Here is a 13,497-nt window from a genome sequence, read left to right as displayed (position 1 = left end):
AGAACGATGTTCAGGCGAATCCTCGGCGTCGCGTTCGTGGCCGCGGCGGTGTCCTCCTGCGCCGCCGGCGCGGCGTCCGCGGACGTGGTGCCGGTCGTGGTCGGCTACCAGTCCAAGACCATCAACACCGTCACGGCGGGCACCCTCCTGCGCGAGCAGGGCCACTTCGAGCGCAGGCTCGCCGACCTCGGCGCGCGCACCGGCAAGAGGTACGAGGTCACCTGGCAGGACTACGACACCGGCGCGCCCATCACCGCGCAGATGCTGGCCGGGAAGATCGACATCGGCTCCATGGGCGACTTCCCGTTGCTCATCAACGGATCCCGCGCGCAGCAGTTCGGCGACGACGGCACCCGCATGGTGTCGGTCACCGGCTACAACGCCCGCGGCGCGCTGAACATGGTCGTCGTCCCGCCGGACTCCACCGCGACCACCCTGCGGGACCTCGCCGGGCAGCGGGTGTCGGCGAGCGTCGGCTCCGCCGGGCACGGCACGCTCGTGCGCGCGCTGGGCGACATCGAGGTGACCGTCGAGAACCAGCAACCCTCCGTCGGCGCGTCCGCGTTGCAGGCGGGCAACGTCGCCGCGCTGTCCCAGTTCGTCGCCTGGCCGGGCCAACTGGTGTTCGCGAAGCAGGCCAAGCTGCTCTACGACGGCGCGGCGCTCGACCTGCCGACGTTGCACGGCGTCGTGGTGCGCAACCGGTTCGCGCGCGAGCAGCCCGAGGTGCTCGCGGAGTTCCTGCGCGCCCAGGCCGACTCCACCCGCGACCTGCACGCGGACCCGCTGGCCGCGGCGCAGGTCGTGGCGAAGGCGACCGGCCTGCCGGTCGAGGTCGTGTACCTCTACAACGGGCCCAACGGCATCGCCACGTTCGACCTGGGCCTCAAGCCGCTGCTGCGCGACGCGTTGAAGCAGGACGTGCCGCTGCTGAAGTCGATCGGCGACATCGAGGAGCTCGACGTCGACCGGTTCATCGACGACGGCCCGCTCCGGGCCGCGGTCGGGGAGGGCGCCGCCGACACCGCCAACCCGGCGCGGATCACCGGCACGGACACCGCGTGCGGCGTGGAGGTGACCGACCCGGCGACCGCGAGCGAGGTGTGGTTCGAGGGCGAGGAGACCACCCACCCGGCCGCCACCCCGACCTGCCTGCTCAAGCTGATCAACCAGAGCGGCAAGAAGGTCCGCGTGGCCTACGTGCCCGACGCGGGGACCGGCACCCGGTGGTTCGCCGACCACGCGCACTGGGTCCGCGCGGACGACGGCACCCTGCGGCCGTACACGACGAAGGCCGCCGCCGGCCCCGGCGCGCTGGACTACGCGCAGGCCCTCGCCGCGGCGGGCACGCCGTGAGCGGGCGGTGGGCGTTGCGGATCGGCTCGTTGGCCGCCGGGCTGCTGCTGTGGCAGGTGCTGACCGCGACCGGGACGACCGCGTGGCTGCGGTTCGACCGGCTGCCGACCGTCGTGGAGGTGGCGGAGCGGCTGGTCGAGCAGGCCGGCGCCGCCGAGTTCTACACCGACCTCACCGCGAGCCTGGGCCGCATCGCCGCCGGGTTCCTGCTCGCCGCCGCGCTGGGCACCACGCTCGGGATCGTGGTGGCGCGGTCGAAGGTGCTCGGCGACGTGTTGCAGCCGTTGCTGGAGGTGGTGCGGCCGATCCCCGCGATCGCGCTGGTGCCCATCGCGATCCTGCTGTTCCCCACCGACGAGCAGGGCATCGTCTTCATCACCTTCGTGGCCGCGTTCTTCCCGATCCTGGTGAGCACGCGGCACGCGGTGCGGGCGCTGCCGACCATGTGGGAGGACGCCGTCCGCACGATGGGCGGCGACCGGCGGCACGTCCTGCTCAACGTCGTGCTGCCGGGCACCCTGCCCGGCGTGTTCGGCGGCCTGTCGGTCGGCATGGGCGTGTCGTGGATCTGCGTCATCTCCGCCGAGATGATCTCCGGCCGGTACGGCGTCGGCTACCGCACCTGGCAGGCATACACGATCGTGGACTACCCCGGCGTCATCGTCGGCATGGTCACGATCGGCCTGCTCGGCTGGGTGACGTCCGCCGCGGTGGAGCTGGCGGGCCGCCGCGCCACCCGGTGGCTGCCGCGGGAGGCGACGGCGTGAGCGTCCTGGTGGAGGGGCTGACCGTGCGCTTCGGCGACGCGGTCGTGCTGAGGGACTTCGACCTCGCCGTGCGCACCGGCGAGCTGCTGGTCGTGGCCGGGCCGTCGGGCTGCGGCAAGTCGACGTTGCTGCGCGCGGTCGCGGGCCTGGTCCCGGCCGCGGCGGGCCGGGTGGTCGTGGACGGGCAGGTGGTGCGCGGCACGTCCCGGGACCGGGCGATGGTGTTCCAGGAGGACGGGTTGCTGCCCTGGCGCACGGCGCAGCGCAACGTCGAGCTGCCCCTCGCCCTGCAAGGGGTGGACCGGGCGCGGCGGCGGGCCGCGGCCAGGCGCTGGCTGGACCGCGTCGGCCTGGCGGGCTTCGAGCGGCACCTGCCGCGCGAGCTGTCGGGCGGGATGCGGCAGCGCGTGCAGCTGGCCCGCACGCTGGCCCAACGACCGAAGGTGGTGCTGATGGACGAGCCGTTCGCCGCCCTGGACGCGCAGACCAGGGCCGACATGCAGGAGTTGGTGGTGGAGGTGTTGCGCGAAGCGGGCGCGACCACGGTGTTCGTCACGCACGACGTGGACGAGGCCGTGCGGCTGGGGGACCGGGTCGTGGTGCTCGGCACGGGCGAGGTCGACGTGCGGCGCGAGGCGATCCTGGCGGCGGTGAGGTCGTGATGGAGATCCCGGACCTCCGCGAGCGCACGCACCTGTCGTGCGACGTGCTCGTGGTCGGCGGCGGCACCGCGGGCTCCATGGCCGCCATCACCGCCGCCGAGCACGGCAAGGACGTGCTGCTGCTGGAGAAGGCGCACGTGCGGCACTCCGGCGCGCTGGCGATGGGCATGGACGGCGTCAACAACGCCGTCATCCCCGGCAAGGCCACCCCGGAGGACTACGTCGCCGAGATCACCAAGGCCAACGACGGCATCGTCGACCAGCGCACGGTCATGCAGACCGCCACCCGCGGCTTCGCCATGGTGCAACGGCTGGAGCGGTACGGGGTGAAGTTCGAGAAGGACTCCTACGGCGACTACCACGTGCGCCAGGTCCACCGCTCGGGCAGCTACGTGCTGCCCATGCCGGAGGGCAAGGACGTCAAGAAGGTGCTGTACCGGGTGATGCGCGAACGCCGGATGCGGGAACGCATCCGCATCGAGAACCGCGTGATGCCGGTCCGGGTCCTGGTGTCGGACGGCCGCGCGGTCGGCGTGGCCGGGTTCAACACCCGCACCGGGGAGTTCGTCACCGTCTCGGCCGGCGCGGTCGTCCTCGCCACCGGCGCGGCGGGGCGGCTCGGCCTGCCCGCCAGCGGCTACCTCTACGGCACCTACGAGAACCCCACCAACGCGGGCGACGGCCACTCGATGGCCTACCACGCGGGCGCGGAGCTGTCCGGCATCGAGTGCTTCCAGGTCAACCCGCTGATCAAGGACTACAACGGCCCGGCGTGCGCGTACGTCGGCAACCCGTTCGGCGCCTACCAGGTCAACCGGCTCGGCGAGCGGTTCGTGGACTGCGACTACTGGTCCGGGCAGATGATGGCCGAGGTGGCGCGGGAGATCGCCTCGCCGCGCGGGCCGGTCTACCTCAAGGTCACGCACCTGCCGGAGGAGTCGATCTCGGCGCTGGAGGGCATCCTGCACACCACCGAGCGGCCCACGCGCGGCACGTTCCACGCGAACCGCGGGCACGACTACCGCACGCACGACATCGAGATGCACATCTCGGAGATCGGGCTGTGCGGCGGGCACTCGGCGTCCGGCGTGTGGGTCGACGAGCACGGCGCCACGACCGTGCCCGGCCTGTACGCGGCGGGCGACCTGGCCTGCGTGCCGCACAACTACATGATCGGCGCGTTCGTGTTCGGCGACCTCGCGGGCGCGCACGCGGCGTCGCACGGCGTGCCGCCGGGGCCCCTGCCCGAGGACCAGGTCGCCGCCGCCCACGAGCTGGTCTACCGGCCGTTGCGCAACCCCGACGGCCCGCCGCAGCACCAGGTCGAGTACAAGCTGCGGCGGTTCGTCAACGACTACGTGGCGCCGCCGAAGACCGAGGCCAGGCTGGAGATCGCGCGGGAGGCGTTCGCGCGCATGGAGGGCGAGATCGCGGCGATGGGCGGGACGACGCCGCACGAGCTGATGCGGTGCGCGGAGGTGACGTTCATCCGCGACTGCGCGGAGATGGCCGCCGCGTCCTCCCTGATGCGCACGGAGAGCCGGTGGGGTCTCTACCACGACCGGCTCGACACGCCCGACCGCGACGACGAGAAGTGGTTCCACCACCTCAACCTGCGCAAGAACGAGGCGGGGGAGATGGAGTTCGTGAAGCGGCCGGTGCACCCGTACCTGGTGCCGGTGGACGGGCTGGAGCACCGGGCGGGCGAGGTCGAGGAGCTGGGGACGCTGTCGGTGCGCGCGGCCTCCGTCACGAGCGCCCGGGCGGGCGGCGGGGTGGCGGCGTCCGGCCGGGTGCTGGAGCTGGTGGCGCTGACCGAGGAGCAGCCGGGGTTGGCGCGGTTCGAGGAGTACCTGGTCGACCCGGACCCGGCGGTGCGGCGGGCCGCGGTGGCGGCGTTGACCGAGGTCGTGCCGGAGGGGTTCGAGTTCGCCCTGGTGCGGGCCATGTCCGACGAGGAGGAGGCGGTCCGCGCGGCGGCCGCGGCCGGGTTGCGGGAGTTGGTCGAGGTCGTGCCGCGTGGCGACGCGTTGCGGCGGGCGTTGGAGGGGTCGCCGGCGCGGTCGGTGGCCCTGGAGGTGTTGTGGGCGCTCAAGCTCGGCACCGCCGAGGTGTACGCGGCGGCGTCGTCCGACGCCGACCCCGAGGTGCGCTCGGCGGCGTTGCGCGGCCTGGTGTCCCTGCGGGAGCTGCGGCTGGTCGAGTCGCTGGCCGGCGATCCCCGGCGCGAGCTGCGGGTGGAGGTGGCCAAGGGGCTGGGCAGCCTGGGTGATCCGGCCGCGGCGGCGACGTTGGGCGTGCTCGCCGCCGACCCGGACCCGTTGGTGCGTGCGGCGGCGCTGGAGGCGGCGGGGCGGATCGGCCGGCCCGCCGCGCTCCAGCCGGCGGCCCGGGCGGCGGCGACCGATCCGGCCTGGCAGGTCCGCGTGGGCGCGGCCTGGGCGCTGGACGAGCCGGACGCCGTGCTGCCCCTGCTGGCCGACGGGGACAGCGACGTGCGCAAGGCGGCGGTGCGTGCCCTGGCCGAGTGGGTCGAGCTGCCCGCCGTGCGCTCCGGGCTCGCCGCGGCGGCGACGGACAACGACGCCGACGTGCGGGCCTACGCGCGCCGAGCCTTGGACGAGGTGAGCCGGCCCCCGGGGAACCGCTGAACAGCACGGTAGCGATGCCCGGCACGGTGGGGCGGCTGTCGTTTGCACGGCCCGCCGACCAGGACCTGCTCACCGTGGGCGGCGCGCCGAGCGGCCCGGCAGGGGAGCGGGCGACGCCCACCGCCGGGCGGGCTTGCCGCCGCGTGGCCCGGTCCGGCGGTCACGTCGCAGGTCCCCGTCCGCCGGCGCGGCACCGCACCGCGGCCGTACGGGATCACCGGCGCGGACGCACTCCGGTAGCGCGCCTGACGCGAACCTCCGGGCGCGGGCCGCCGCCGTGAGGTTCCCCGCACCCGCTCTCGACCGATCCGCGAGCCACCCGGCGTGCGAGCCGACCCGCCGTCCCTCCGTGACGGCGGCGGAGCGAGGTTCGGCCGAACGATGTGAACGATCACATCTCCTGTCGGTACCGCCGGCGACGGCTCGATCCGAGAATGTGAGCGTGAACATCCCGCCGCCGCACGGCCGATCGACGAGGACGGGAGAGCACGGGTGCGACACATTCGATCACGACGGGCGCGGTGGGCGGGGGCGGTGTCGGCCGCGCTGACGGTGGCGGCCACCACCCTCGTCCCGGGAACGGGGAGTCCCGCCGTGGCCTGGGACAACGGGGTCGCCTCGACCCCGCCGCTGGGGTGGAACAGCTACGACTCGTTCAACTGGAACGTGACCGAGGCGCAGGTCAAGGCCAACGCCGACTACATGCGGGACAACCTCAGGCAGCACGGCTGGCAGTACATCGTCATCGACTGGGCCTGGTACTACCCCGGCCGGGGCACGGGCAGCCCGAACCAGAGCGCCGACTTCCAGCCCCGGCTGCGCACCGACGCCAACGGCCTGCTGCTGCCCGACACCACCCGGTTCCCCTCCGCCGCGGGCACGAACGGGTTCAAGCCGCTGGCCGACTACGTCCACACCGCCGGGCTGAAGTTCGGCGTGCACCTGATGCGGGGCATCCCGCGCCAGGTGGTGGCGGACAACCTCCCGGTGCCCGGCACGAACTGCCGGGCGAACGAGATCGACAACACCACGACCGCGGCGTGGCTGAACCTGAACTGGGGCCTGGACATGGCCAACCCGTGCGCCCAGGCGTACCTGGACGCCCAGTTCAGGCTGCTGGCCTCGTGGGGCGTGGACTACGTCAAGGTGGACGACATCGCCGCGCCCACCTACCGGCAGGCCGAGATCGAGGGCTACCGGCTGGCGATCCAGCGCAGCGGTCGGCCGATGGTGCTCAGCCTGTCGCCCGGACCGACGTCGACCGCCAACGGCTCGCACGTGGCGGCCAACGCGCACATGTGGCGGGTCGTGAACGACCTGTGGGACAACTGGGCGGCGTTGGACGCCCTGTTCGAGCGGCTGCACGCGTGGACGCCCCACCGCGCGGTGGGCGCGTGGCCGGACCCGGACATGATCCCGATCGGGCGGCTGTCCCAGCAGGGGCCGGTCGGGTCGCCGCGCTACTCCAACCTGACCGCCGACGAGCAGCGCACGCTGATGACCCTGTGGTCGATCACCCGGTCGCCGATGATGTGGGGCGGTGACCTGACGCAGAACCGGGCGTCGGAGCTGGCGCTGATGAACAACGCCGCCGTGCTGGCCGTGGACCAGCACAGCCGGAACAACCGGCAGCTCTACAGCGGCACGGGCACGGTGTGGACCGCCGACGCGCCCAGCGGCGCCGACAAGTACGTCGCGCTGTTCAACCGGGGTGGCGGCACGGCGAACGTCTCGGTGCCGCTCGCGGACCTCGGGATGAGTTCCGCGACGGTCACCGACCTGTGGTCGGGCGCGAGCCTCGGCACGGTCAGCGGCAGCCTGTCCCGCCCGCTGCCCTCGCACGGTTCCGGGCTGTACCGGCTCACCCCGCAGGGCACCACGCCGACGCCGACCGACCAGACGCTGACCGCGCGGCACAGCGGCAAGCTCGCCGACGTGTTCAACGCCTCGACGGCCGACGGCGCGGACGTGGTGCAGTGGGGCGCCAACGGCCAGGCCAACCAGCGCTGGCGGTTCCGCGAGGTGGGTGGCGGCTACTACAACGTGGTCAACGTGGGCAGCGGGAAGTGCCTGGACGTGTACGGCGGCGACGCGGCCACCGGTGACGGTGTCCGCGTGGTCCAGTGGACGTGTGGATCCGGCGCGAACCAGCGGTGGCGGTCCGAGGACGCCGGCGGCGGGTACGTGCGGCTGATCGCCCAGCACAGCGGCAAGTGCCTGGACGTGCTCAACGCCGGGACCAGCGACGGCGCGAGGCTCGTGCAGTGGACCTGCGGTGGTGGCGCCAACCAGCAGTGGCAGCGCAGGAACGCGTAGAGGTCCCGGGGCGCGGTGAGCCCGAGCGTCCCGTCGGTGTGCCGCACCGCCGGTCCGTCGTCATCGCCGCGCCCCGACCGCACGGTTCCCGCGCGGTCGGGGCAGGTGGGTCCGGTTCCGGCGCGCGGTCGTGTGGGCGTTCTTGACCGGCTCCTCACTGCTTTACTATGTTACTAGGAAAGCAGTAAGGAGCAACCGTGTTCGCATTCCGGCTCGACAGCCACTCCGGCGTGCCGCCGTACCTGCAACTCGTCCAGCAGGTACGCCAGGCGGTGCTGCTGGGCTTCCTCCAACCCGGTGACCGCCTCCCGCTCATCCGCGAGGTGGTCGAGGACCTGGCGATCAATCCGAACACCGTCGCCAAGGCGTACCGGCAGATGGAACAGGAGGGCCTGGTCACCGGCCGGCCCGGCCAGGGGACCTTCGTCAACGAACAGCAGTCGGCCGCGATACCGGCGTCGACGTACACGTCCCTGCGCCGCGGCCTGGCGACCTGGCTGCGCCGCGCCTACGCGGCCGGCCTCGACGAGCAGGCCGTCACCGCGCTGTTCACTTCCGTCCACCAGGACACGAGGAACGAGGGCGTGGCGTGACGGCGACCGGGTTCGCGCTGCGCACCGACGGCGTGGGCAAGCGGTACCGGAAGGGCTGGGCGTTGCGCGACTGCACCCTGGACCTGCCGGCGGGCGGCGTGATCGCCCTGGTCGGGCCGAACGGCGCGGGCAAGACCACGCTGCTGCGCCTGGTCGTCGGGTTGCTGGCGCCGAGCACCGGCACGGTGGAGGTGCTCGGCCACGACGTCACCGCGAGCACCCCGCACACCCTGTCCCGGATCGGGTTCCTGGCCCAGGACCACCCGCTGTACAAGCGCTTCACCGTCGCGGAGATGCTGCGCTTCGGCCGGGCCTGCAACCTGCGGTTCGACCAGGGGCTCGCGGAGCGCCGGCTGACGAAGCTCGGCATCCCGCTCGACCGCCGGGCCGGCACGCTCTCCGGCGGCCAGCAGGCCCAGGTCGCCCTGGCCCTGGCCCTGGCGAAGCGGCCGGACCTGCTCGTCCTGGACGAGCCGGTGGCCAGCCTCGACCCGTTGGCCCGGCACGAGTTCCTGCAGGTCCTCATGGGCGCGGTGGCCGAGGGCGGCGTGACCGTCCTGTTTTCCTCCCACGTCGTGCACGAGCTGGAACGCGTCTGCGACCACCTGGTGGTGCTCAACCAGGGCCGCGTCACGCTCGCCGGTGACATCGACACCCTCCTCGCCGAGCACCGGCTGCTCGTCGGTCCGCGCACGGCCACCGACCTCGACCGGGCCGGCCCCGTCGTGGAGGCCGTCCACAGCGACCGGCACACGACCCTGCTGGTGCGCGACGGCGCGATCCCGGCCGCGCCCGGGTGGCAGGCCCGGCCCGTCGCGCTGGAGGAGCTGGTGCTGGCCTACCTGCGCCGGCCGGCCGGATCGGACACCGCGATCACCTCGGTGGGTGCGGCATGACGTGGTTGATCTGGCGCCAGCACCGGACCGAGGTCTGCGTGGTGGGTCTGCTCATCGGCGTCTTCGGCGTCGCCCTGCTCGTGCTCGGCGCGCAGGCCCACGACCTGTTCCCCGGCGGTCCCGCCGCGTGTGCGGGCGACGCCGGGCTCAACGAGACCTGCGCGGCTTCCTTCCGCCGGCTCGACGAGGAGTACGGGTTCGTCGAGAACCTTTTGGCGGCCTTCTACCTGGTCCCCCTCGTCATCGGCGCGTTCCTCGGCGCGCCGCTGCTCGCGCGGGAACTGGAGGACGGCACCTGGCAGCTCGCGTGGACGCAGGCCGTGCCGCGGATGCGCTGGCTGGCGGCCAAGCTCGCGGCGCTGGCCGGCGTCACGGTCGTCCTCACCGGGATGTTCACCGCGGTGCTCACCTGGTTCCGGCAGCCGTTCGACGCGTGGGAAGGGCGGTTTCAGTACGACGCCTTCGACCTGGAGGGACTCGTCCCGGTGGCGTACGCGCTGTTCGCGTTCGGCGTTGGCGTCGCCGCCGGGGCGATCCTGCGGCGCAGCCTGCCCGCGTTCGGCGTCGCGTTCGGGGCGTTCCTCGCCGCCCGGATGTCGGTGGCGCTGCTGGCCCGTCCCGCCTACGCCACACCGCTCACCACCGTGGCGCCGGTTCCGGTCGGCGGCTCGGAGGACCTGATGGGCCGCCGGACCGGCGTCACCGACTGGGTGATCGAACGGGGCTACGCGGACGCCACGGGGCGGAGGCTGGGCTCGGCGGAGTACTTCGAGCTGGAGGCCGCCGCCGACCGGGCCGGCACGAACCTCAACCAGTTCCTGCACGGGCGGGGCGTCCAGCAGTTCGGGGTCTACCACCCGGCCGACCGGTTCTGGCCGTTCCAGCTCGTCGAGACGGCCCTGTTCGTCGGCGTCGCGGCGGTCCTGATCGGTGTGGTGGTGTGGCGGGTACGGCACCGCGTGATCTAGGAGCCGGCCGGGGCCCGGATCATGCGGTCGGGTCGGGGCCTTTCGGCGGCGTGCCCCCGGTCGAGTTCCCACCCGACCGGGGGCACCACCCGGGACCATGTCGGCGACCACCGGGGTGTCGATGCCGCCGGGGCACGGGGCGTTGACGCGGTCGACCCGGTCACACTCGGCCGATCAAGACCGATAACCCCTGCGGAGGCGTCCGCCGTGAGGGCGGGCGCCCGGTCCAGGGGGAAGCGCATGCACTCGTCCTCGAGAAGAGGAACCCGATCAACGACGCTGATCGCGCTCGTGGTGGCGGTCGTCGTGGCGGCGCCGGGGGTGGCGCACGCGGCGCCGCCGGCGAACGACGACTTCGACCAGGCCGTCGCGATCACCGCCCTGCCGTTCGCCGCGGACCTCGCCCTCGACGAGGCCACCTCCGCCGCCGACGACCCGGTGTGCTCCACGTCCGACGAGGGCTCGGTGTGGTTCGACTACACCGCGACCTCCGACGCGGTGCTGGAGATCGACCTCGCCGAGAGCGGCTACGGGCACGTCGCGGTCTTCACCGGCACGCGGGGCGCGCTGGCGCGGGTGCCGGGCACCACCTGCGCGAGCAGCTACAGCGATCCGATCCGCGTCGAGGCCGCGGAGGGCACGACCTACCACGTCATGGTGGTCGTGGACCTGTGGCGCGACCCGCTCCGGCTCACCGTCGACGCGGTGGCGCCGCCCGCCAACGACGATTTCGCCGACGCCACCCCGATCTCGGCCGTGCCCGCCACCGCCGAGACCCGGCTCGGCGCGGCCACCGTGGAGCCGGGGGAGCCCCGACCCGGTTGCGAGACGAACCCGGCGACGACGGCGTGGTTCAGGTTCACCGCGCCGCGCACCGAGTCGATCACCATCGACCGCACCAGTTACGACGACGGCACCGCGTTCGCGGTCTACACCGGGGACTCCCTCGGCGCGTTGACCGAGGTGCTGTGCGAGCGCTACGACCGCCGGGCCCTGGCGGTCACGGCCGGGTCGACCTACCACATCCAGGTGAGCAACGCGTTCGCCAGGCCGGGCCCCACCACGCTGGCCCTGGCCGTGGCGCCGCCGCTGAACACCTACTTCGGCCAGTCCAGCGCCGACCCGTCGGTGCTGGACACCGTCACCTTCACCGACCAGAGCTACGACGGCGCGGGCGAGCCGATCACCCGCACCGAGTGGGACTTCGGCGACGGGACCACGGCCGCCGGCCGCCAGGTGGAGCACCGGTTCGCCGCCGACGGGGACTACGTCGTCCGGATGACCGTCACCTCCCGGGACGGCCGCACGGCCACCATGACCCGGACCGTCCCGGTGCGCACGCACGACGTGCGGATCGCCTCGTTCACCGCGCCCACCAGGGGCCGGACGGGGCAGACGAAGTCGATCGAGGTCACGGTCGGCAACACGAGGGCGCCCGAGCAGGCCACCGTCACGCTCTACCGCGGCGGCCCCGGCGGCTTCGCCGAGGTGGCCCGCGCCACCCAGTACGTGCCCGCGCGCCCCGACCGCACGGTGGCGTTCCCGTTCAACTACACGTTCACGCCCGACGACGCCGCGGTCGGGAGGGTCACCTTCCGGGCCGTGGTGACGCTGCCCAGCGGCGTCCGCGACGCGCGGACGATCGACAACGAGGCCGTCGCGCCGGCGACGACCGTGCTGCCCGGCGCCGGCGAGTCCGTCCGATGAGCCACGACACCGAGGGGGACCAGGACATGCGCCGCAACCCGGGACGCGGGCGGTCGGTCGCGGTGGTCGTCGCCGCGATCGCGCTGGCCGCGCTGCTGCCGGGCGTGGCGCACGCCGCGCCGCCGGCGAACGACGACTTCGACCAGGCCGTGGCGATCACCGCGCTGCCGTTCGCGGACGAGGTGAACCTCGGGGAGGCGACCGGGGCGCCGGACGACCCGAACCCCTGCTACCACCTGGAGACCGCGACCGTCTGGTACTCGTTCACCCCGACCGAGGACGTCACGCTGGCCGTCGACTTCGGCGACTCCTGGGTGGAGAGCGCGATCTTCACCGGCTCGCGCGGGGCGTTGCGGCTGGAGCCCGGCACGTGCGAGTCGGGCGGCGGCACCCGGACCAGGCTGGACGCCCGCGCCGGCGTCACCTACCACCTGCTCGTGCGGTCCGTGTCGTGGATGGGCGTCGTCCGGGTGACGGCGGAGGCGATGCCCCCGACCCCCAACGACCACTTCGCGGATCGCAAGGCCATCGACGCCCTGCCGGTCTTCGACCGGTTCCCGCTGGCGACGGCCACGGTCGAGGCGAGGGAGCCGGTCGGCAGCTGCGACCACAACCCCGGTTCGCCGTCGGTCTGGTACACCTACACCCCCGCGGTGACGGAGACGATCGTGCTCGACGCCGACTCGTGGGCCTACCGGCACCTCACCGTGGCCGCGGTCTACACGGGCACCTCCCTGGCCGACCTGACCGAGGTGGCCTGCGCCTCCTCCTACCGGACGCTGTTCCGCGCCGAAGCGGGCCGCACGCTCCAGATCCAGGTCAACGCGGCGGACGCGGGGGCCGACGACGTGTCCTTCGGCCTGAGCCGGGCGAGGGACCTGGAGCCCGGCCTGACCGTCTCGCCGGCGCCGGCGTCGATCCACGAGGACGTCTACTTCGGCAACCGCTCGCACGACCCGGAAGGTGGCGGGACGAGCATCGTGGAACTGGACTTCGGCGACGGCACGGTCCTGGTGAGGCCGACCGCGGGCTACGCCTACCACCGGTACGCCGCCGACGGCGACTACACCGCCCGGCTGACGGTCGAAGGGTGGGGCGGGCGCACCGCCACGACCAAGTCGACCGTCACCGTGCGCACGCACGACGTGGCCGTCACCGGCTTCGCCGCGCCCACCTCGGCCAGGGTCGGGGCGACCAGGACGCTGGAGGTGGAGGTGGCCAACACCCGGTACGACGAAACCGTCGCGGTCACCCTCTACCGGGGCGGCTCGGCGGGCTACCAGGCGATCGGCACGGTGACCAAGCCGGTGCCCGCGCGCCCGGGCCGGATGGTGCGGTTCGCGTTCGACTACACCTTCACCGCCGCGGACCTGGCCGAGGGCAACGTGGTCTTCAAGGCGGTCGCCGAGCCGACGGGCGTGCGCGACGCCGCGCCCACCGACAACACGGTGATCGCACCGGCCACCGTCGTGCTGCCGAAGAAGGGGTGACGCCCCCGCCGCCGTCCAGCCGGCCGAGCAGGTCACGTCCAGCCGTGCGGCACGACCGCGCGCACCGGACACGGCCGGCTGGAGGCGGCTC

At 73.4% G+C, this 13,497-nt stretch carries 10 protein-coding genes; all 10 read left to right on the top strand.

Features of this window, described 5'->3' with window-relative positions; genetic code table 11:
* Positions 1-6 precede the first annotated feature (6 nt).
* On the top strand, positions 7-1,356 hold the full coding sequence (locus ACWEFJ_RS03050; RefSeq protein WP_378090895.1) for an ABC transporter substrate-binding protein: 1,350 nt from the start codon (positions 7-9) through the stop codon (positions 1,354-1,356).
* On the top strand, positions 1,353-2,123 hold the full coding sequence (locus ACWEFJ_RS03045) for an ABC transporter permease (RefSeq protein ID WP_378090896.1): 771 nt from the start codon (positions 1,353-1,355) through the stop codon (positions 2,121-2,123). The genes ACWEFJ_RS03050 and ACWEFJ_RS03045 overlap by 4 nt, the downstream gene beginning before the upstream one ends.
* Positions 2,120-2,785 (top strand): ABC transporter ATP-binding protein, encoded by a 666-nt coding sequence (locus ACWEFJ_RS03040; RefSeq protein WP_378090897.1) that lies wholly within the window; start codon positions 2,120-2,122, stop codon positions 2,783-2,785. The genes ACWEFJ_RS03045 and ACWEFJ_RS03040 overlap by 4 nt, the downstream gene beginning before the upstream one ends.
* Entirely contained in the window at positions 2,785-5,436 is a 2,652-nt protein-coding gene (locus ACWEFJ_RS03035) for a fumarate reductase/succinate dehydrogenase flavoprotein subunit (protein WP_449712752.1), read from the top strand. The genes ACWEFJ_RS03040 and ACWEFJ_RS03035 overlap by 1 nt, the downstream gene beginning before the upstream one ends.
* A 594-nt stretch (positions 5,437-6,030) precedes the next feature.
* Positions 6,031-7,752 (top strand): alpha-galactosidase, encoded by a 1,722-nt coding sequence (locus tag ACWEFJ_RS03030; RefSeq protein WP_449712751.1) that lies wholly within the window; start codon positions 6,031-6,033, stop codon positions 7,750-7,752.
* Positions 7,753-7,949: 197 nt separating this feature from the next.
* The gene (locus tag ACWEFJ_RS03025; protein ID WP_378090900.1) at positions 7,950-8,345 is read left to right on the top strand and encodes a GntR family transcriptional regulator; all 396 of its coding nucleotides are present in this window, start codon (positions 7,950-7,952) and stop codon (positions 8,343-8,345) included.
* Positions 8,342-9,241: an ABC transporter ATP-binding protein gene (locus ACWEFJ_RS03020; protein WP_449712750.1), complete on the top strand. Its 900-nt coding sequence runs from the start codon at positions 8,342-8,344 to the stop codon at positions 9,239-9,241. Before ACWEFJ_RS03025 ends, ACWEFJ_RS03020 begins: the two co-directional genes overlap by 4 nt.
* Positions 9,238-10,209 (top strand): ABC transporter permease subunit, encoded by a 972-nt coding sequence (locus tag ACWEFJ_RS03015; protein ID WP_449712749.1) that lies wholly within the window; start codon positions 9,238-9,240, stop codon positions 10,207-10,209. The genes ACWEFJ_RS03020 and ACWEFJ_RS03015 overlap by 4 nt, the downstream gene beginning before the upstream one ends.
* Before the next feature lie 240 nt (positions 10,210-10,449).
* Entirely contained in the window at positions 10,450-11,916 is a 1,467-nt protein-coding gene (locus tag ACWEFJ_RS03010) for a PKD domain-containing protein (protein WP_449712748.1), read from the top strand.
* Positions 11,913-13,406, top strand: a complete 1,494-nt coding sequence (locus ACWEFJ_RS03005; RefSeq protein ID WP_449712747.1) for a PKD domain-containing protein — start codon at positions 11,913-11,915, stop codon at positions 13,404-13,406. The genes ACWEFJ_RS03010 and ACWEFJ_RS03005 overlap by 4 nt, the downstream gene beginning before the upstream one ends.
* Positions 13,407-13,497 lie beyond the last annotated feature (91 nt).

It is taken from the genome of Actinosynnema sp. NPDC004786, assembly GCF_053601135.1.
This window is presented reverse-complemented; position numbering and strand designations above follow the sequence as displayed.

What these genes read in the sequence shown, in the direction of transcription:
- ACWEFJ_RS03050 (WP_378090895.1), top strand. Translation starts at nt 7, where the DNA reads ATGTTCAGGCGAATCCTCGGCGTCGCGTTCGTGGCCGCGGCGGTGTCC.
- ACWEFJ_RS03035 (WP_449712752.1), top strand. Translation starts at nt 2,785, where the DNA reads ATGGAGATCCCGGACCTCCGCGAGCGCACGCACCTGTCGTGCGACGTG.
- ACWEFJ_RS03015 (WP_449712749.1), top strand. Translation starts at nt 9,238, where the DNA reads ATGACGTGGTTGATCTGGCGCCAGCACCGGACCGAGGTCTGCGTGGTG.
- ACWEFJ_RS03010 (WP_449712748.1), top strand. Translation starts at nt 10,450, where the DNA reads ATGCACTCGTCCTCGAGAAGAGGAACCCGATCAACGACGCTGATCGCG.
- ACWEFJ_RS03005 (WP_449712747.1), top strand. Translation starts at nt 11,913, where the DNA reads ATGAGCCACGACACCGAGGGGGACCAGGACATGCGCCGCAACCCGGGA.